Raw genomic sequence first — 19,944 nt, 5'->3', positions numbered from 1 at the left:
CGGCCTGGATGAGCCCTCACGGGAATGGGTCTTTCACAAAGTTGTTGACTTCCAGCACTTGAGCCGACTTGCAAATTGTTAAACTCCATCCGCGGTATGACAGATTAAGCCGCAAGCATGGATGCGGTCACGAGCGGCACGGGGGCAACTCAGAAAAATCCACACGGCAGCTTAGTACCTGGATCCATATGATGCGCTCTGGGATACGGGCCCGCGACCTCCTTGGCGCTGCTTTCCCGGGAGGTGCTGGCCGCGCTACAGTATTGTCCGCGCCGGAAATAGCGATGTTGAGGGACGTGTTAGGGCTTTCGATTTAACCCTTAACAATCGCGTTACAGCGATCTTGAGAAGTGCGCGGTCTTGCGGTCAACAGCATTTTTCGAAAATCCTTGAGCGATCAGGAAGGCAGACACCTGTTCGACTTTGTCCTCACCGATGATGTGCGGATGAAGCTCAACAATGATATCACGAACAGTGTGCATATTCGCACCGACAAGCAGTTCATGCTCGGCTCCTTCAACATCGATAATGAGTATGTCAGGCGACCTGAGTTCCAAAACAGTGTTGAAAGCAATGCTGCTTACATTGAAACGCTTGCTCGGTGTATCGCGCTCAAACGCACTGGACGAGATGATATTTTCTGCTGCATGGAATTCCAAGTCCCGACCATCTTTGGTCACGGCCTTCATGGTCAGATGAGGATGTATGTCGTTTAGCGCGTAGTTTTCTCTGATTATCGGCTCAACTAGGGGGTTCGCCTCATAAGTGAACACGCGCTTTTCACCACATATTTTAGCCGCAAGCATGGATATAAACCCCATTCCCGTGCCTAACTCTACCACGACCGAATGAGGCGTCACCGTTTTGAGCAACAGGTTCCTCTCCGTGTCCTCGTAAACGTCTTTAAACATCAAGCGGCGGAGGTAAGCAGGCACTCGCCTTTCATCGGAAATAAGCCTTATTCCGTCAATTTTGACGGTTTTTGCGTTCACCAGTTTTCTTGCTCGGGCTTTCAGCGATCGTATCAGTTTTTTCATTTGGGCCTCTGATCATCTTGGAACTGTTCATATTTGTTGTTGTAGCGTTTCGCTAGACTTTACAGAGGCGTCAATGAAACATGTGTTCGCAGCATTCTCTATATTGCGCTTGATTTCCTGCTAATTACAGCCGCCTGTGGCGACGCAGATTAAGAGTGAGAATACAATTGAGGACGCAGGCAAAGCGAAGCGAGGCCCCTTATCCATAAGCGGGGTTATGTTTCACAGATCGTCGCCATGATAGACACCTGCCTGCTAGCCTGCGTCCACTGGATTGTCTTAGCCGTCTAGCCGCGTGATGGCGGTCGTTGGCATAAGGTTCTTGCTACCAAACGGCTGGCAGGTCGGGCAATGTGAAAGCTGCGCGGTCAGGGTGACCGCAGGGCAGTTTCTCTGTCCCGTTGAAACCGAACTTGACACGGACCGCTGCCTGACCTGCCAGTCAATTCCGCTCAGCGACATGGTGATCGACTTTTAAGGAGACATGCGATGTTGAAAGCGTTCTTTTTCTCCGTCGCATGACAAACAAGTCGCCTTGGAAATGCACGTCGACGGAGAACCGTCCCCACCCAAAAGCAACGCGTTTAAGGAAGCGGCACATTCATGCGCCGCTCCGGAGGCCGGCATCTTAGGCAGCTGCGTTGATGACCAGTGTTTGTGAATTGGTGTATTCGCTCAAGCCCTCAAGCGCATTTTCAATCCCGATACCCGATTGTTTGTGGCCGCCAAATGCCACATGCGGTGAGAAACTGTGGATTTCGTTTACCCAGACAGTGCCTGCCTCTATCCGCTCGGCAATGCTGCGTGCCTTGACCACGTCCTTGCCCCAGACGGAGGCCGCCAGGCCGTATTCCGTGTTGTTGGCGCGGTCGATGACATCGTCGAGATCCTTGAACTTGAGAAGAGGCAGGACGGGACCGAAGGCTTCTTCGACCACCACTCGGCTGTCCTCTGGTGGATTGTCGATGATCGTCACGGGGACAAAGAAGCCTTTGCCTTGCCCGATATCGCCGCCCAGCAGGAAACGCAGTCCCTTGTCCTTTGCGTCTGCCAGAAGGTTCTTGAGTTTTTCAAACTGCATCCGATTCTGGATCGGGCCAAGATCCGTGCCCTGGTCGGCGCCATTGCCCACTTTCACGGTTCTGGCATAGGCCACCAGCGCCGCTGCCAGTTCATCGTAGATATCCTCATGGATATAGAGCCGCTTGGCAGCCACGCAGAACTGGGCGCTGTTCTGGAAGGCGGCCCAGAATAGTTTTTCAGCTGTTTTCTCGATGTCTACGTCAGGCAGAACGATTGCCGGGTCATTGCCGCCGAGCTCCAGCGTGATGCGCTTGAGGTTTCCGGAACACGCTTCCATGATCTTGCGCCCAGTGGCTGTGGAACCGGTGAAACTGATCTTGCTGATGTCCTTATGCTGGGTCAACCACGAGCCGAGCTCGTTGCCGCCCGATACGATGTTGAGGACGCCCGGAGGGAGGATGTCGCGGACAATCTCACCCAGTTTCAGTGTGCACAAAGGGGTGTAAGGCGATGGTTTGAGGACCATGGTGTTGCCGGCAACCAGCGCAGGTGCAATCTTCCACACGGCAAGGAGGATCGGGAAATTCCATGGGGTGATGCTACCGACGACACCGAGCGGAACGCGCCTTGTTTCCACTGTCCGGTCATCGGTTTTCTCGACGACGTGTAGGGGCAGCTCCTGCTTGGCGATTTCCCGGCACCAGATGGAAGATCCGCCGACTTCCCACTCGGCCCCTTTGAACGCCTTTCCCTGTTCCCGCGTCAGAAGCCGCATGAAATCGGCCGCATGGGCTTCGATGGCATCGCCAAGACGTGCAACGAAGGCCTGACGTTCGGCCAAGGGGCGTTTCGACCATGCGGGGAAGGCTGCCTTGGCTGCGGAAACGGCTGCTTCCAGCTGTTCGCGGCTGGCGTCAGGTGCGGTTGCGATCACCTCTTCCGTTGCGGGATTGAACACCTCGAATGTCGACGCGGCCGTGACTGCCTTGCCGTCGATGGTCATCGTATAGTCTGCATTGAAATTCACGGACATGATGGAACCTCCCATTCCCCGCGCATGGACGCGCACATAGTGATGAAGGCAAAGCGCCGTCAGACGCTTGCCTGAGCTTCTCGAAGCGAACGGCGTAGAATTTTTCCGGTGCTGTTTTTAGGAAGATCCTCAACGAAAATGACCTTTCGCGGAATCTTGTAGGATGCCAGATGCTTGCGGCAGTGGGCGATCAGGTCTTCTTCACTCAAGACCGCATTTTGGTGAGGCACGACGAAAGCCTGGGCGATTTCGCCCTTCTCGGCGGTGCCGGCAACGGCGACCATTGCGACAGACGGGTGCATGGCAATGACCTGCTCAAGCTCAGCAGGATAGACGTTGTAGCCCGCGGTAGTGATCATGTCTTTCTTGCGGTCGACGATGAAGATGAAACCGTCCTTGTCAGCACGTGCAATATCGCCGGTCGCAAGCCAGCCCTGCGCATTGATGGTTTCTTTTGTGGCAGCTTCGTTGCGCCAGTAGCCCTTGGTGACCATGGTGCCGCGCACCATGAGTTCACCTGCTGCACCCGGTGCTGCGTCGCGCGACGAATCCTCCAGATCCGCAATACGTGTCTCAAAGCCGGGCATCGGCAAGCCGATGGAACCGGGTCTCGGGCTCCAGTATGGCGAATGGGTAACGGCAGGCCCTGCAACTTCGGTCATGCCCCACAGTTCCAGAAGCGGACATCCAGAGCGGCTTGTGACGGCATTTATCTTGGCGGTCGGCATGGTCTGCCCGCCGACGGTGCACCGTGTCAGACTGCTCAAGTCGGCATCGCCGATACTGGGGTGGGCCAGCATCTGGTAGAACATGGTCGGCACCCCCTCGAAAAGGGTGGCTTTTTCCTCGCCGATGAGGCGCAACGCCTCAGCTGCATCGAAGCGCGGCGTTGTAATCAGCCGCGAACCGACCAGAAACGTCGCGTTCATGACGATGTTTCCGTAAACATGCGGGAAAGGCAGGGACGTCAACACCGCGTCGCCTTCATGGCGGACGTGGATCGTGGCTGTTCCCGAAAGGCTGGCGAAAAGGCCTTCATGGCTCATGGTCGCGCCCTTGGGCCGACCGGTCGTTCCGGACGTATATCCGATGGTAAAAAGGTCTTCCGGATTGCGCTCGACGGGTAACATGTAGTCACCGTCGAGAAGGCGGGTCAATTCTTCGGCCTCCGGTGCCTCCCCAAGCGTGTAAACCTGGGCTCTCGTCGTGAAAGAGGCACGGCGTTCCGCCGGAACGATCAGGGCAGCCGCTTCGGAGTCCTCAACGATATAGGAGACCTCTTCGGCGCTGAGGAGGAAATTTGCAGGCACGACGACCGCACCCAGCCTGGCTATTGCGTGATAGGCAACCACCCATTGCCAGCCGTTCGGCAGATGCAGGACGATCCGGTCGCCGCTCACACGGGATTGCAGCATTGGCGCACCACCGCGGCATTGAATTCGATCATCCAGGTCCCCTCCCATCAGCGCCCCGTCCCACCGGGTTGCGTCTTGATCTTCGGGAAAGCTATAGTCGAACAGGCATCAAATCCTGCCAAAGAATTGACGCATTGAGACAACTGCAGGGAGGCATCGCGATCCCATGCAGCTTTCACGCTTTGGCGTGCACCGACCTGCCCTGGCGGGCGTTGACAGCATAAGCGCGTGGGGTTTGGCCGCTCCAGGATTTGAACGCCCGCACAAAACTTGCCTCGGCGTCAAAACCGCATTCGCGCGCGATTCGCTTGATCGGCCATGGTGTCGATGCAAGCAGTCTTTCCGCCAGACGGCGGCGCGAAAGATCCTTCAGAGCCTGAAACGAGGTCCCTTCCTGCTTGATGTGCCGGTGCAGGCTGCGGGTCGACAGATTCAGCTTCTCGGCCAGTTCATCGGCACTCGCCGCAGGCATATCGCCCAGCAAGCGCAGGATTTCGCGAGACAGGAGACGGTCACGGCGATACTGGCGCACCATCAACGGCAGCGGGCGGCGCAGCATCTGCCTCAGGGCGGCATCATCGCGAAGGACGGGCAGAGCCAGATAGGCCGCATCGAAACGAAGCGTGGTAAGCTCTGCTCGGAACGAGGCAGGTCCATCGAACAGATAGCGGTAGCTTTCAGCATGGGCCGGTGCCGCAAAGGGAAATTCGACATCGATCAGGGGTATGCGCGTGTCGCCGAGCCAGGAGGCCACACCTTGCAGATTGCGCAGCAGGCTTACCAGGCAAAACTCTCTCAGAATGCCAAGGTCGCGCTTCTCTTCGATCCGAACCTCAGCCAGATGTCTGTCGGCTTTGAGGCTGAGTTCAACATCCTGCGCTATGAGGTTGTGATGGCGGCACCAGCGCGCGATGGCTATGCCGAGGGTGGCGGAGGGCAGGGAGGCGCGGCACAACATGCCGTAACTTCCCCAGGGCAGCCGTCTGGAAAACCAGCCAAGCGCCTCGTCGTCCAGCTCCCGCATGGCGTGGTTTGAGAGGCGCTCAAGCTGGTCCGCCGTAATCCTGCTGTCCGGATGAAGTTCACCAAGTGCCAGACCGGCTGCGTCAAGCGCTTCCTGCGGGTTCATGCCCCGCATGTGATAGGCGGAAACAATGGCCGAGGCAAAGCCGGACGGCGTTCTTGCATGGGTCATCGACCCCTACCCCCTTGGCACTATCCATCAATTCTTTGACGGGATTTGAGTATCTTGAAACGTTAGATTACGCGAAAGTCAATAATTGCCGGCGCGGGGGAACGCCTGCAGTAGAGGAGGCCGGACGTGAACCCTTTGTCAACAAGCATCAACTCCGCTTCGGCAGAATTTCGCGCCAATGCGCAGGCGATGGCCGATGCGGTTGCCGATCTCGTTGGTAAAACGTCGCAGGCGGCCTTGGGTGGCGGTGACGTCGCGCGCAAACGCCACACAAGCCGCGGGAAGATGCTGCCGCGCGAACGCGTCGATCGCCTGCTGGATGCGGGATCGCCATTTCTTGAAATCGGTCAGCTCGCAGCGCACGGGCTGTATGACGGTGAAGCACCGTCTGCCGGCATCGTGGCAGGCATAGGCAATGTCGAAGGCCGCCGATGCATGATCATCGCCAATGACGCGACCGTCAAGGGCGGCACCTATTACCCGATGACAGTCAAGAAGCATCTGCGTGCCCAGAAAATCGCCGCAGAAAATCGTCTTCCCTGCCTTTATCTCGTGGATTCAGGTGGTGGTTACCTGCCTCTGCAGGACGAATTCTTCCCGGACGAAAATCATTTCGGCCGTATCTTCTATAATCAGGCACAGATGTCGGCGGCAGGGATCGCCCAGATCGCCGTTGTCATGGGCTCCTGCACGGCGGGTGGGGCCTATGTCCCCGCCATGAGCGATGAAACGGTCATCGTCCGTGAGCAGGGCACCATCTTCCTGGGAGGGCCACCTCTGGTAAAGGCGGCGACGGGTGAAGTCGTCACGGCCGAGGATCTTGGCGGTGGAGACGTGCACACCCGCATCTCCGGTGTTGCCGACCATCTTGCTGAAAACGACGCGCACGCTCTCCACATTGCCAGACGCATCGTTTCGACATTGCCAGAGCAGAACATTGCCGCCGCACCATACGACGAACCAATCTATCCCGCCGAAGACCTCTACGGCATCATTCCCTCGGATACACGCAAACCATATGATGTGCGCGAGGTCATTGCCCGTCTGGTCGACGGCTCCTGTTTCGACGAATTCAAGGCGCGATATGGCACGACGCTGGTGACGGGATTTGCCCGGCTCTATGGGATGCAGGTCGGCATCATCGCCAATAATGGCATTCTATTCGGTGAAGCGGCTCTGAAGGGTGCGCACTTCATAGAGCTTTGTGTACAGCGCCGCATTCCCCTGCTGTTTCTGCAGAATATTACCGGCTTCATGGTCGGTCGCGCCTATGAGAATGAAGGCATCGCCAAGCACGGGGCCAAACTTGTGACAGCTGTCGCCACAGCGGCGGTTCCCAAGCTCACGCTCGTCATTGGCGGAAGTTTTGGTGCCGGAAACTATGGCATGTGTGGACGTGCCTATAGTCCGCGTTTTCTCTGGATGTGGCCCAATGCGCGCATCAGCGTCATGGGTGGGGAGCAGGCCGCATCCGTTCTTGCAACGCTTCGTCGTGACGGCGCTGCCGCCAAGGGAGAGACATGGCCTGGCGAAGAAGAAGATGCGTTTAGAAACAACATCCGTGACCAATATGAACGGCAGGGCCATCCCTATTATTCGACCGCACGGATGTGGGACGATGGCATTATTGACCCTGCCCAGACCCGTCGCGTTCTTGGCCTTTCGCTTTCGACCGCGCTGAATGCGCCGATTGGCGAAACGCGCTTCGGCCTTTTCCGCATGTGAGGTTCCCATGACCTATAAAACGCTTCAACTCGAGATAAATGATAAGGTCGCAACGGTCTGGATGAACCGGCCCGGACAGCACAATGCCTTTGATGAAAACCTCGTTCGGGAAATGACTGATGTCATAGAGATGCTTTCCAAAGACGCGCGTGTGCGTGTTCTGGTCCTTGCCGGACGCGGGGCGAACTTTTCGGCGGGAGCAGATCTTGCATGGATGAAACGGCAAGGCGCTGCCTCCGTTGAAGACAATGCTGCCGATGCTGCGGCCATGGGGCGCATGTTCCTGGCATTGCGTGAATGCCCCAAACCGCTGATTGCTCGTGTTCAGGGTGCAGCCATTGGCGGCGGTATGGGGCTGGTGGCAGCCTGCGACATCGCAGTCGCTGCTCCAAATGCGGTGTTTGCGACATCGGAGGTCAGGCTTGCATTGATCCCAGCCGTTATCAGCCCCCTGATTGCCGCCGCGATCGGTGAACGCCACTGCCGCCGGTATTTTCTGACCGGGGAGCGTATGGACGCGACACGCGCACATGCGTTGGGTCTCGTTCATGAGGTCAGCGACAGGGACAGTCTCGATGACGTTGTCGAGGGGATTGTCGCCGCTCTGCTGAGAGGCGCCCCACAGGCTGTTCAGGAAGCGAAGTCGCTGGTCGGGCGGATTTCAGGGCGCACCATTGACGGCGCGCTGGTGTCGGAAATGGCGGAGCTGATCGCAGCGCGCCGGGCGAGCCAGGAGGCACGCGAAGGTCTTTCTGCCTTCCTCGAAAAGCGCGATCCCGGCTGGATCGCAGAGCGGCCGAAAGGATCAGGTTAAAGTCATGTTCAAGAAGATCCTGATCGCCAATCGCGGGGAAATCGCCTGCCGCATCATTCACACCGCGCGGAGCATGGGCATTGCTACGGTGGCTGTGTATTCCGAGGCGGATGCGGGTGCGCGGCACGTGCGGCTTGCGGATGAAGCAATCCTCATTGGACCTGCATCTGCCCGTGAATCCTATTTAGTTGCCGAGAGGATTCTGGCTGCGGCGCGACGCACCGGCGCCGAGGCCATTCACCCCGGCTACGGCTTCCTGTCTGAAAATGACGACTTTGCCGAAGCCTGCGCTGCGAGCGGCATCGTGTTCATCGGTCCACCTGCGGCCGCCATTCGTGCCATGGGGTCCAAGTCGGCCGCCAAGGAGCTGATGGGCAAGGCGGGTGTGCCGCTCGTGCCCGGATATCACGGTGCGGATAATGATCCGGCGCTGCTTCAGCGCGAAGCGGACCTTATCGACTACCCCGTCCTTATCAAGGCCTCTGCGGGCGGTGGCGGCAAGGGAATGCGGCGCGTCGACCGCCCGGAGGATTTTGCCGATGCGCTCGGCTCCTGCCAACGCGAGGCGCGCAACGCCTTCGGCGACGATCATGTTCTTATCGAGAAATATATCCTCAAGCCGCGCCATATAGAAATCCAGATTTTTGCGGATGTCTTCGGCAACTGCATCCATCTCAATGAACGCGACTGCTCGGTACAGCGCCGGCACCAGAAGGTTCTGGAGGAAGCGCCCGCACCCGGAATGACGGATGAGCGACGTGCCGCCATGGGCGCTGCTGCTATAAAGGCGGCAAAAGCGGTGGGATATGTCGGGGCAGGAACCGTCGAGTTCATCGCGAACCAGGACGGATCCTTCTATTTCATGGAAATGAACACCCGCCTGCAGGTGGAGCATCCTGTCACGGAAATGGTGACCGGGCTTGACCTCGTCGAGTGGCAGTTGCGCGTTGCGTCCGGCGAGCCATTGCCGCTACGCCAGCAGGACGTGCTTTTGATGGGGCACGCTATAGAGGCGCGTATCTATGCGGAGGACGCGGACGCGGGGTTCCTGCCGTCAATCGGTACCATCAGGCATCTAAGGCTGCCCGCAACGGATGCCCGGGTGCGGGTAGACAGCGCGGTTGACGCAGGCGATGCCATATCCCCTCATTATGACCCCATGATTGCCAAACTGATCGTCCACGGGGCGGATCGAGAAGAGGCGCTGAAACGCATGGGCGAAGCACTGGGCTCGATCCAGATCGTCGGATTGACCGCCAATGTCGCCTTCCTCAGCCGCCTTGTCCAGACACCATCCTTTTCCGGGGCCGACCTCGATACTGGCCTGATCGAGCGCGAACAGGAGGCATTGTTTGCCGCTTCACCGGTCCCTGACGAGGTGTGGTATCTCGCGGCTCTGGACGAACTTCTGCGTGATGAGCCAGAGCAAAACGCATCACCATGGACGGCGATTGACGGCTGGAGGCTGAGCGGTCGAGCAGAACGTCGGATCGAGCTTTCCTGCAGGGGTGAGACTTGCAAGATAACGGCCTTTTCCTCGGGTAAGGGCTGGACGTTAGCGCTTTCTTCTGCGCGGGACACATCTGTTTTCGCACAAGGTCATGCGCGCAGAAGCGGCGCCGAAGCGACAATTTGCGTGTACCTTGGAGAGCGCCGATGCGAGGCGACAATCGTCAAGGATGCGGACGACCGCCATGTCTTCCATTCCGGGCAGAGCTATGTGGTGCGCCGACTGCCTGATCTCCAGTGGGAAAGCGGCACGCAGACCGGCAGCGGCGGCCTTCGTGCGCCGATGCCGGGCTCGGTCATTGCGCTTCTTGCGGAGGCCGGCGCATCCGTTAAGGCGGGAGATCCTTTGCTCATCATGGAAGCGATGAAAATGGAGCACACGATCACTGCGCCGTCAGATGGAACGCTTGCCAGCTTCCATTATGCAGTTGGCGATCAGGTGCTGGCAGGGGCGGAACTCGTCGATTTCCAGCCTGCGGTACAGGGATAGGGTGATGCAGCGAGCAAACGAAGACAAGGTCGTCATCGTAGAGGTTGGCCCAAGGGACGGATTGCAGAACGAAGCCGCGATTGTTGCGACGGAGGTGAAAGTCGAGCTGGTAAAGCGTCTTGCCAAGGCAGGGCTTCACCATATCGAAGCCACCGCTTTCGTTTCGCCGAAGTGGGTTCCGCAGATGGCGGACAGTACAGATGTGATGATGGCCTGCGCCAGGGCATCCGAGCTGGAGAATGTCACTCTCTCGGCGCTTACGCCCAATATCAAGGGTTTCGAGGCTGCAAGGGCAGCCGGAGCGCGAGAGGTCGCGGTATTTGCTTCTGCCTCCGAGACCTTTTCCCATCGCAACATCAACTGTTCCATCGATGAGTCCTTTGCGCGCTTTCGTCAGGTGTTCGAAGCTGCCCGGCTGGCCGGACTGCCGGTGCGCGGCTACGTTTCCTGCGCCATCGCCTGTCCCTATGAGGGAGCAATCGATCCCCGCGCTGTGGCGCGCGTCACGCGTCTGCTGCTGGAAAATGGTGCGCGTGAAGTATCGCTGGGTGATACGATCGGCGTGGGCACGCCAGCCAGGGTGAAGCGGATGATTGAAGCGGTCGCGGCAGAAGCTCCCCTATCGGCGCTCGCTGGCCATTTCCACGATACATACGGCATGGGCATCGCCAATATTCAGGCCGCACTGGATGCCGGAATACGCGTCTTCGACAGCTCGGTCGGCGGTTTGGGCGGCTGCCCCTATGCAGCTGGGGCAGCCGGCAACGTCGCGACGGAAGAGGTGGTCTATTTGCTGCAGGACCTTGGCCTTTGCCGCGATATAGACCTGGAGCAGCTGGCGGAAACGGCCTTATGGATTGCTGACGTCACGGGTCGCGCTGAGCTTTCGCGGGTAACGAAAGCACTGACAGGCAAATTGCGAAGGTGACGCGGCTTTATAGGGCCCCGTCGCCGCTTGCGTTCACAGCCCTGTCTTGAAAGATAATTACGCGACCGGTTTTAAAAACATCTCGCTAATTGGTGGCACTCCGGTTTCCTCGTCAGTCACCTGATTTCCTCCACCTCATCTCTGCCCTTACACCCCACTTTTCTGCATCTGTAGGCATGTGGGCTGATGCCAGGACGTTTAGCTCCGTCTCTCGCCCTCAGTTAACGTGCCTTTCAAGCCGCTGGAAATGAATGTCTTCAGGTCTGCGCCACTTTTGGCGATATCCTCATCATCCACTTTGCCATCGGATAACATGCGCATCCGGCCGGTGATGGAGAATATGTGCAGCATCGCCCCTACGGTGCAGACGTATCCGCGTACGACCTTGTCGTCTGGTACATTCGGACAAATTCTCTTGAGTTCAGCAATGAAAAGTTCGGACGTTGCGTCGAAATATCTATGGATGAGCTCGATCCAGCGGCTTGATTGGGCAAGGTGGGCAATCAGCCTGCCATAGTTTCGCCAGCCGTCGTTTTTCGTCGTCATCATCTCAAGAAAAGGATCGATGAAGGCATCCACGATCTTTTCGATCGAGCTTTCACTGGTTCCGGCAAAAACGAGCAGACGATTCTTTCTCTCACTGCTCAGGACATCGATCCGCCGCGCGATGACGGCTTCGAGCAGAGCCTCCTTCGACTCGAAATAGTAACTCATCAAACCAAGCCGGGCATCCGCGCGGCGCATGATCTCGCGTATGGGAACGGCGTCAAAGCCGGCTTCGGCAAACAGCGCCTCGGCGGAGTCCATGATTCTTGTCTTCGTATCCCGCGGCTCGGTCACACTATCTCCTTGGTAGAATCGAAAGTGGCAGTCATCCGTTGTCATCAAGATTGGCTCTGTTTGGATCAACGAGATGGCCCAGTAAATGCACTTAAGCAAGTTCTGAACACTTTCGATCGTCTCTACCTCAAATCCAGGAGTGACGTCGAGAGAACTGACGGATCAATTGACCGGTGAAGTGAGAGGGAGCGCCCACGGAAGCCTGGCATCACCATGGTTGATCGTCAGCGACGCAAAGCGGAAGCGTCACGGGTGATCGGTTCGGCATGGACACAACCGCATGATCCCGGCGACGTAGCCTAGGACTTCGCCGCTTCCATCGTCGTGAGCAAAGAGAAAAGGCAATGCAGATGTGAAGGGGATCGACTTTCTGTCGTCCCCCTTCCAAGGCTTGACCACTTTTCCATGGGGCGGCTCGGATTACCCGCCCCGGGCAGCCCGGCTGGGCGTTAGCCGGATTTGGCTATCCGCTGTCCAGACGTGGCCGAAAACAGGATTGGTTGATCAGGATCGATTGTGAGCGATACCGGCTGTCCCATCGACAATTCACAATAGCCGGGAACTGTCACCATGACCGCATCGAGGTCACCGTCGTCATTATGGGCTGTCCTGCCATCGGTGAGGCGCACGGCGATGATTGAATCGGCACCGACATGTTCGACCATGACAACCTCGCCACGCAGTGAGCCCGGCCTGGGCTCGGTGGTCAATGTGATTGCGTTGGGCCTTACGCCAAGGAGGACATCGCTTTCTGTCCCGGAAGTGGGGAGGTTGATGGGAACGGTTGTTGATCCCACCGTCAAGATGTCTCCCTGGTGTTTCGCGACGATGAGGTTCATTGGTGGTGTGCCGATGAAGCGCGCGACATAGGTATTTGCCGGATCGGTATAGATTTCCCGTGCCGTGCCGAACTGCTGGATGATGCCATCTCGCATAAGGGCAATCTTGGTGCCCATCGTCATTGCTTCCACCTGATCGTGGGTCACGTAGACGAAGGTTCCCCCGATCTCCTTATGGAGCCTCGATATTTCCGAGCGCATGGAGGTGCGCAGCTTTGCATCGAGGTTGGAGAGCGGTTCATCCATAAGGAAGACTTCAGGCTCGCGTACCATGGCGCGACCAAGGGCAACGCGCTGTCTCTGTCCGCCGGACAATGTGCGGGGAAACCTGTCCAGCATCTCCGTCAAGCCCAGGATTTTCGAAATCCTGCCGACTTTTTCAACGATGCGAGCAGAGTTTTCAATGCGGCGTTTTGCAATGCCGCCAATGAAAGGCAGGTGGTGCCACAGGCGAAATTCCTGCATCAGAAGGGGAAAGGACATGTTCCTGCGAACGGAGAGATGCGGGTAGAGTGCGTAGGACTGGAAAACGAAGGCGATGTCGCGATCACCCGGCGGCAGCTGGTCGACCCTTTTGCCTCCAATCATGATCTGACCGCCTGAAATGCTTTCCAGCCCTGCCAGCATTCGCAGCAGCGTGGATTTTCCACAGCCGGAGGGACCCAGCAGAACGAGGAAGTCATCCTCATCGATGGAGATATCGATATCGCGAATGACTTCCTTCGCGCCGAATTTCTTGGAAATATTGATGAGCTCGATAGCGGACATGACAGGTTCCTATCAGCCTTTGACGCTGCCAGCGGTCATTCCGGCGACCACGTAGCGTTGGGCGAAAAGATAAAAGACGATGGCAGGCAGGGTGTAGATGACGCCGACCGCCATGACGGAATGGATGGGCGTGGAAAGCTCGCCGACGAAACTTGCAAGACCGACCGAAGCGGTCCGCATGTTCTCGCTGCTGATCAGCGTTTGAGCGAAAACATATTCATTCCATCCATGGAAAAAGGAAATGACTGCGGCGGCTGCGAGTGTGGGGGCGATGAGCGGAATGACGATGCCGAGCACGATATCCAGCCGTGAGCATCCATCGACCCGCGCCGCTTCCTCAATTTCGATCGGTATGCCGTCAATGGCGCCCTTGATGATCCACGTTATGACCGGCACGACAAAGGCGGTATTGGCGAGGATGAGGCCAGAGGCGGTGTTCAAAAGATTGAGGTCCGCGAAGATTGAATAAAGCGGCACCACCAGCATTGCTTCCGGCAGCATCTGCGTCGCAAACAGGGCGAAGCCCAGAAGGGCCAGCCCCGTAAACCTGAAGCGAGACAGGGCATAGGCTGGCAAGACTGCAAGCAGGATACTGAGCACCGTTGTTCCCGCTGCGACGAGAAAACTGTTTTTCAGCCAGGTTGCGACCGGTATCGTGTTGAAAACCTCAAGGTAGATGCCGAGTTGCGACCATTCCGGCAGCAGCCGGGGCGAGGTCGCAAACAACTCCGATGACGGCGTCATCGACGTCACGAACATCCAGTAGATCGGAAAAGCGGCAAAGCCCAGCATGAGAAGAACCAAGAGGATGCGAAGGTGCTGGCCGTTGTGTCGAGTGCTCATCACCGTTTTCCCTGTGCCTGCTCGGTCATCTGGGTGACCTTGAAATAAATGACGGTCACCAGAAGAGCGATGGAGAGACCGATCATGCCGAAGGAGGCGGCGGTGCCGAGATCACGATAGACAAAGCCCTGTCGGTAAAGCTCGATGACGAGGGTGTTGGTCGCTCCAATCGGCCCGCCCTGCGTCATCAGCCAGATGAGATCGAAGCGTCGCAGAGACCAGATGGTGACGAAGAGTGTCAGCATCAGCACGGTCGGCTGGATGGTGGGCCAGGTTGCCGTCTTGAAAATGTTCAGGCGGTCTGCGCCGTCGATGACGGCCGCCTCTTTCAATTCCTGCGGCACACCTTGAAGTGCTGCAAGAATGACGACCGATGAGAACGGAAAGATTTGCCACACGGTGGTCAGGAGAATGGCTGGCAAAGCCAGGCCTGGATTATCCAGCCAGTTTTCGCTGCCCAATGGGAGGCCGAAAGCAGTCAGGATGCGGTTGAAGATGCCGTATTGGGAATTGAAAATCCAGGTGAAGATAAGGGCGACTGCCACCGAAGGCGCTGCCCAGGGAATGGTGACAAGCGCGCGGGCGACACCGCGCCCGAAAAACGGAGAATCGAGAAGCAGCGCCGATCCGAGGCCGACGCCGATAGCGAAGATCACGCAGGCCAGCGTATAGATCGCCGTAACCCACAAGACTTTCCACAGTTCGCCGTCTTCAATCAGGAAGGCATAGTTCTCCACGCCGACGAACGGATTGATATCCGGTGTCAACAGGTCCGTCGCGGTAAAGCTCATGTAGAGCTGCTGTACCAGCGGATAGAACTGAAATAGCAGAAGATAGATGCCGACAGGGGCGGCGAAGAGATATGGCGTCCACGGGTGGCCGTCTAGCCGTGCTCGAACGTGTCGGGCGCGTTCCATGATTGACCTCAAACTGAAAGCGGGTGGTTATGCGGAGGCCCGTGTCGAGCCTCCGCTGTTGTGTCACCGAAGAACGCGGCGCTCGACCAGAGTTTGCGCGCGGTCCATCGCTTCTTTCGGGTCTGCATTTTCGAGAAGGACTTTCAGCACCTGTTCCAGGACGATCTGCTGAATTTCAGGCGTTTTGCTCTCGTGCCCCATGACGAGTTGCGGAAGCGCGTTCTGCATCTGCCCCTCGTAGACTTTAAGCCAGGGTTGCTTGGCTTGTTCTTCGGCGGACATATCCAGCTTGGTGCCGACGCCGGTTCCCATGGCGGCCTGAAGGGCTTTCTGGTTTTCGGGCGAATAGACCCATTTGATAAATGATCCGGCCGCATCCTTGTGCTTGGTGTTGGCATTGACGACAAGCGCCGTCATGATGAGACCCTGGGCCTTGTCAGGAAACGGCGAAGGGGCAGCGGCAAAGGGCAGCTGTGGCGCGTTCTGGTGGAAAATGGCTGCCACGCCGCCATTGTCGACGTTCATGGCAATCTTGCCTTCCCAGAACATGCGGCGATAGGTTGCTGCATCAGCACCCTTTGGCGTTACGCTTGCGTCGTAAACCTTCTTATAGGCTTCTACACCCTTGATGACCTCTGGGCTGTTGAGCGTCAGCTTGCCATCCTTGTCGCTCCAGCGGCCGCCAAAGCCGAAGACATAATTGCACAAATCCTGCCAGAAACCTGCGCGCTCGGCCATCGTGGCGCGGTAAGCATAGCCGAAGGTACCATCCTTCGTCTTTTCCTTGGCGGCAGCCAGGAAGCTATCGAAGTCCTTCGGCGGCTCAGGCAGGATATCCTTGTTGTAAAGCAGGGCGTAACCCGTGGTATCGAAGAGCAGACCGTAACGAACGTCCTTCACCTTCATGAAGCGGTCGGGCCCCAGGAATTCATAGTCCTTGTCGTTGATCAGGTCGTTGAGTGGCAGCAGCCGACCGGACGGCACCGCAGCAAAAAAATCGGTCTGGTCAAATCGAACGAGATCCGGGCCTCCACCGCCACCCATCTGGGTGAAGACGGTATTGGCCAGGCTGGAGAAGGGAATCGCAATTGCTTCGACTTCGACCTTATCCTGACTTTCGTTGAATTTCTGAAGCCATGCTTTAACGCGGTCACCACGTCCGGCTTCGGCAAAGACGGCTGCTGCGAAAGTGATCTTCTCCTTTGCGAATGCTGTGGCGCCCCAAGGGACCAGAGCAGCCACCATCGTGGCCGCCATCAGTGATTTCATAGATATTTTCATTCTTGCTCCTCCCTGAGCGTTGTAGCGACACCTCCCCAGCGTCACCATCAGTTAGAATTTCGTGATATTTCAGCGTCGAAGATAAAGTGAGACGCCGCGCAATTGGCTTTATTGCGCGGTATTTCCTACGCTTCAGATATTGAAAATCGGCTCGATGCTACAGTCCAGAAGCCGGGGGTCCATCCCTACCTCCATCTCGTCGAACATCGAATCCACGAAGCCGATCAGTGCATCGGTTGCTGATATCGCGGTGTCGAGATGTCTATTGGCGACGGCATTGAGCACCGACAGATGGCAGTCGACGGTCTGTGAAAGATCTGCCTTCCCAAGCGTCAATGTGTGGTGGATAAAACCGATGCGACGATAAATCGTGTGCAATGGGCGCAGCGTATGCTCAAGGAAAGGCTCGTTCGCGGCAGAAAGCAGGATCTGATCTATCCGGCGGTCCAGAAGGTTGAATTCGGTCAGGGTAATCTTGTCGCGGCGCTCGCGCAGCGCGCGTTCTATATGCAGCATCTGATTGCGATGGGAGAGGCTGGCGCGTTCGATTGCCAGGCGCACGACAAACCGCTCCATATCGCGGCGCAATTGCAGAAGCAGCCGCTCCCGCGCCAGATCGATCGGGGCAACCCGAAGGCCGTGTCGCGGCAAAACGATGAGAAGTGTATCTGCGGCAAGCCTGCTGACGGCATTGTGGACAGGTGTGCGGCCAAGGCCTGTCACATCCTGCAGTTCCTGAAGGGTCAACTGGCGGCCGGGTTTCAGCTCGCAATTGATGAGGAGTTCTTCGATCCGTTCATAGGCGAGATCAAAAAAATTCACCCGGTTTGCCCGCTGCGGTTTTTGGCCGTCGGTTACGAGTTCGGGCTTGGTTTGCTTGCGTGCCATCTCCGGTCTCCTCCCACTGCGATCCAGAAAGCCAGCCTCATGCCGATATAAAACATGTTGTGAAATTTCACAAGGGCTAGTTTCCGCTTGGCCTGGGGCACAAAATCGATGTCCAGGCGGAAAGGGACATCCGCGCCGTGAGGTGTCCCGTTACCAATGCTCATGGAATGATACCCATGCCAGGGCAATGCCCAGATTGACCATGATTTCGAAGTTAACAACGAAGTTCTGAAAAGTCTTGACGGGAATAATAAATCCATTAATCTGGATATATGGAAAACGAAAATGCTATTTCGATACTCGCGGCCTTGGCTCAAAACACGCGGCTTGAGACATTCAGATTGCTCGTGAGCCACGAGCCCGATGGCGTGCCAGCTGGAGAGCTGGCGCGTCTGCTCAATGTTCCGCAGAACACGATGTCTGCCCATCTGGCCACACTCTCTCGTGCCGGCTTGGTCAGAAGCGAGCGTCAGAGCCGATCAATCATCTACCGGGCCGACCTCGACGCTTTGCGCGACTTGACGCTGTTCCTGCTGAAAGACTGCTGTGGCGGATCGACCGAGCTTTGCGCGCCGCTGATTGCAGAACTGACGCCATGCTGCGCACCGCTGGCGAAGCCATGTTGAGCGCGATCACGCTTTGCCAAGTGTCCGGTGACGACGTCCGTCTCTACAAGGCGCTCGACAGCGCTGCCGCGTGCTGATGTGCCGGCTGCGGTGCTTGCAACCCACCAGATGTCGTCAATTTGTAATTGTAGGCGACCATCATGACGATGAACATGACACCAACCTCATTACGGACCACACCCATGACTGACAAAATTTATAACGTACTGTTTCTCTGCACGGGCAATTCCGCCCGCTCTATTCTGGCCGAATCCATTCTCAACAAGGAAGGTGCAGGCAGGTTTAAAGCCTATTCCGCCGGAAGCCAGCCGAAGGGCGAAGTCAATCCCCATGCGCTGAAGGAACTGAATGCGCTCGGCTATGATTCGCAGGGCTTCTCGTCGAAGAGCTGGGATGTTTTCGCTGAGCCTGGCAGCCCGGAGATGGATTTCATCTTCACCGTCTGTGATAGCGCAGCCGGTGAAGCCTGCCCGGTATGGATCGGCCATCCGATGACCGCCCATTGGGGCGTCGAGGATCCGGCGGCTGTGGTTGGGACTGAGGTCGAAATTCAGCGCGCTTTCGCTCAAGCTGCACGGTTTTTGAAAAACCGGATCACCGCCTTCATCAATTTGCCAATCGCCTCGCTTGACCGCCTGGCCCTCGAACAGCACGTTCGCCAGATCGGCTCGCTTGAAGGCGCATCGGTCAAGTCCGCAAAGGCCGAGTGAAATGTCCACATTCGAACGATATCTGACGATCTGGGTGTTTCTCTGCATCGCAGTTGGAGTAGCCCTTGGACATCTGATGCCCGGCTTTTTCCAGATGATTGGGGCTGCGGAGATTGCCAAGGTCAATATTCCCGTCGCAATCCTGATCTGGCTGATGATCATTCCCATGCTGTTGAAAATCGATTTTCGGTCGCTGGGGCAGGTCGGGTCCTATTGGCGCGGGATCGGGGTTACGCTTTTCATAAACTGGGCGATCAAGCCGTTCTCAATGGCGCTTCTCGGATGGCTGTTTATCGGGTGGTTGTTCCGCCCCTATCTCCCGCAAGATCAGATCGATTCCTACATCGCAGGGCTGATTATCCTGGCTGCGGCACCATGCACCGCCATGGTTTTCGTCTGGAGCAATCTGACCCGTGGTGAACCGCTGTTTACGCTGTCGCAGGTGGCACTCAACGATGCCATCATGGTCGTCGCTTTCGCGCCGGTCGTCGGTTTGCTGCTCGGGCTTTCCGCAATCACGGTGCCATGGGCAACACTGGCGCTCTCTGTCGGTCTCTACATCGTCGTCCCGGTTGTGATCGCGCAGCTTTTAAGAAAACGGCTGACCGCGGACGGAAGCAGTCGCGCACTGGACAGCCTCTTGGCAAAGCTGCAGCCCATGTCGCTTGTTGCCCTGCTGGCGACGCTGGTTCTTCTCTTCGCATTTCAGGGCGAACAAATCATTTCCCAGCCGACCATCATCGCCCTGCTGGCTGTACCGATCCTTATTCAGGTCTATCTCAATTCCGGGCTCGCATATCTGTTGAACAGAATGGCGGGCGAGAGGCATTGCGTCGCCGGGCCATCCGCCCTGATCGGCGCCAGCAACTTCTTCGAACTGGCCGTTGCAGCGGCAATCAGCCTGTTCGGCTTCCAGTCCGGTGCGGCCCTGGCGACGGTCGTCGGCGTCCTGATTGAAGTTCCGGTGATGCTGTCTGTCGTCTGGATCGTGAACCGCTCGAAGGATTGGTACGAAGCATCGCCTGCAGTCTCGAAACGAGCAGCAGCTACCGAAAGGACATGA

At 57.3% G+C, this 19,944-nt stretch carries 18 protein-coding genes; 8 read left to right on the top strand and 10 right to left on the bottom strand.

The annotated features are described in order from the left end of the window. Positions 1-332: 332 nt before the first annotated feature. The gene (locus QRN85_RS00590; protein ID WP_062589979.1) at positions 333-1,037 is read right to left on the bottom strand and encodes an FkbM family methyltransferase; all 705 of its coding nucleotides are present in this window, start codon (positions 1,035-1,037) and stop codon (positions 333-335) included. A gap of 298 nt (positions 1,038-1,335) precedes the next feature. Here QRN85_RS00590 and QRN85_RS24445 point away from each other — a divergent pair, with 298 nt between their 5' ends. Further along, on the top strand, positions 1,336-1,515 hold the full coding sequence (locus tag QRN85_RS24445; RefSeq protein ID WP_350225058.1) for a 2Fe-2S iron-sulfur cluster-binding protein: 180 nt from the start codon (positions 1,336-1,338) through the stop codon (positions 1,513-1,515). Positions 1,516-1,665: 150 nt separating this feature from the next. Here the strand turns inward: QRN85_RS24445 and QRN85_RS00585 are convergent, their stop codons facing one another. From QRN85_RS00585 to QRN85_RS00575, 3 genes are all read right to left on the bottom strand, one after another. Continuing rightward, positions 1,666-3,093, bottom strand: a complete 1,428-nt coding sequence (locus tag QRN85_RS00585; protein WP_284756802.1) for an aldehyde dehydrogenase family protein — start codon at positions 3,091-3,093, stop codon at positions 1,666-1,668. Between the two features lie 59 nt (positions 3,094-3,152). Next, a complete protein-coding gene (locus QRN85_RS00580) occupies positions 3,153-4,508 on the bottom strand; it encodes an AMP-binding protein (RefSeq protein WP_284756800.1) in 1,356 nt (451 codons plus the stop codon). A 175-nt stretch (positions 4,509-4,683) separates the two neighbouring features. Continuing rightward, positions 4,684-5,703, bottom strand: coding sequence for an AraC family transcriptional regulator (locus QRN85_RS00575; protein ID WP_284756799.1), 1,020 nt, complete (start codon positions 5,701-5,703; stop codon positions 4,684-4,686). A 189-nt stretch (positions 5,704-5,892) separates the two neighbouring features. Here QRN85_RS00575 and QRN85_RS00570 point away from each other — a divergent pair, with 189 nt between their 5' ends. Genes QRN85_RS00570 through QRN85_RS00555 form a run of 4 tightly spaced genes read left to right on the top strand, consistent with a single transcriptional unit; the run spans position 5,893 to position 11,169 of the window. Next, the gene (locus QRN85_RS00570; protein ID WP_502870752.1) at positions 5,893-7,428 is read left to right on the top strand and encodes a carboxyl transferase domain-containing protein; all 1,536 of its coding nucleotides are present in this window, start codon (positions 5,893-5,895) and stop codon (positions 7,426-7,428) included. A gap of 7 nt (positions 7,429-7,435) precedes the next feature. After that, positions 7,436-8,242, top strand: coding sequence for an enoyl-CoA hydratase-related protein (locus tag QRN85_RS00565; RefSeq protein WP_284756797.1), 807 nt, complete (start codon positions 7,436-7,438; stop codon positions 8,240-8,242). 4 nt (positions 8,243-8,246) lie between these two features. Beyond that, entirely contained in the window at positions 8,247-10,241 is a 1,995-nt protein-coding gene (locus tag QRN85_RS00560; protein WP_284756795.1) for an acetyl/propionyl/methylcrotonyl-CoA carboxylase subunit alpha, read from the top strand. A 4-nt stretch (positions 10,242-10,245) separates the two neighbouring features. Beyond that, a complete protein-coding gene (locus QRN85_RS00555) occupies positions 10,246-11,169 on the top strand; it encodes a hydroxymethylglutaryl-CoA lyase (protein WP_284756793.1) in 924 nt (307 codons plus the stop codon). Positions 11,170-11,367: 198 nt separating this feature from the next. Here QRN85_RS00555 and QRN85_RS00550 read toward each other — a convergent pair whose 3' ends face one another. The 6 genes from QRN85_RS00550 to QRN85_RS00525 form a co-directional block, all read right to left on the bottom strand. Then, a complete protein-coding gene (locus QRN85_RS00550; RefSeq protein WP_284756791.1) occupies positions 11,368-12,009 on the bottom strand; it encodes a TetR/AcrR family transcriptional regulator in 642 nt (213 codons plus the stop codon). A 449-nt stretch (positions 12,010-12,458) separates the two neighbouring features. Continuing rightward, positions 12,459-13,616, bottom strand: a complete 1,158-nt coding sequence (locus QRN85_RS00545) for an ABC transporter ATP-binding protein (RefSeq protein ID WP_284756790.1) — start codon at positions 13,614-13,616, stop codon at positions 12,459-12,461. Between the two features lie 12 nt (positions 13,617-13,628). After that, positions 13,629-14,459, bottom strand: a complete 831-nt coding sequence (locus tag QRN85_RS00540) for a carbohydrate ABC transporter permease (RefSeq protein ID WP_284756789.1) — start codon at positions 14,457-14,459, stop codon at positions 13,629-13,631. Beyond that, the gene (locus tag QRN85_RS00535) at positions 14,459-15,376 is read right to left on the bottom strand and encodes a carbohydrate ABC transporter permease (protein ID WP_284756787.1); all 918 of its coding nucleotides are present in this window, start codon (positions 15,374-15,376) and stop codon (positions 14,459-14,461) included. The genes QRN85_RS00540 and QRN85_RS00535 overlap by 1 nt, the downstream gene beginning before the upstream one ends. Positions 15,377-15,439: 63 nt before the next feature. Then, a complete protein-coding gene (locus QRN85_RS00530; RefSeq protein WP_284756786.1) occupies positions 15,440-16,657 on the bottom strand; it encodes an ABC transporter substrate-binding protein in 1,218 nt (405 codons plus the stop codon). 132 nt (positions 16,658-16,789) lie between these two features. Then, positions 16,790-17,545, bottom strand: a complete 756-nt coding sequence (locus tag QRN85_RS00525) for a GntR family transcriptional regulator (protein WP_062589967.1) — start codon at positions 17,543-17,545, stop codon at positions 16,790-16,792. A gap of 272 nt (positions 17,546-17,817) precedes the next feature. Here QRN85_RS00525 and QRN85_RS00520 point away from each other — a divergent pair, with 272 nt between their 5' ends. From QRN85_RS00520 to arsB, 3 genes are all read left to right on the top strand, one after another. Continuing rightward, the gene (locus QRN85_RS00520) at positions 17,818-18,171 is read left to right on the top strand and encodes an ArsR/SmtB family transcription factor (RefSeq protein ID WP_284756784.1); all 354 of its coding nucleotides are present in this window, start codon (positions 17,818-17,820) and stop codon (positions 18,169-18,171) included. Between the two features lie 182 nt (positions 18,172-18,353). Next, complete coding sequence (locus QRN85_RS00515) at positions 18,354-18,881, top strand: arsenate reductase ArsC (protein ID WP_113092264.1); 528 nt, start codon at positions 18,354-18,356, stop codon at positions 18,879-18,881. Between the two features lies 1 nt (position 18,882). Next, positions 18,883-19,944, top strand: coding sequence for an ACR3 family arsenite efflux transporter (gene arsB / locus QRN85_RS00510; RefSeq protein WP_113100185.1), 1,062 nt, complete (start codon positions 18,883-18,885; stop codon positions 19,942-19,944).

The sequence above is a fragment of the Agrobacterium sp. fls2-241-TYG-188a genome (assembly GCF_030209845.1).
The sequence above is the reverse complement of the archived record's forward strand: the minus strand, read 5'-3'. Positions and strand labels throughout refer to the sequence as shown.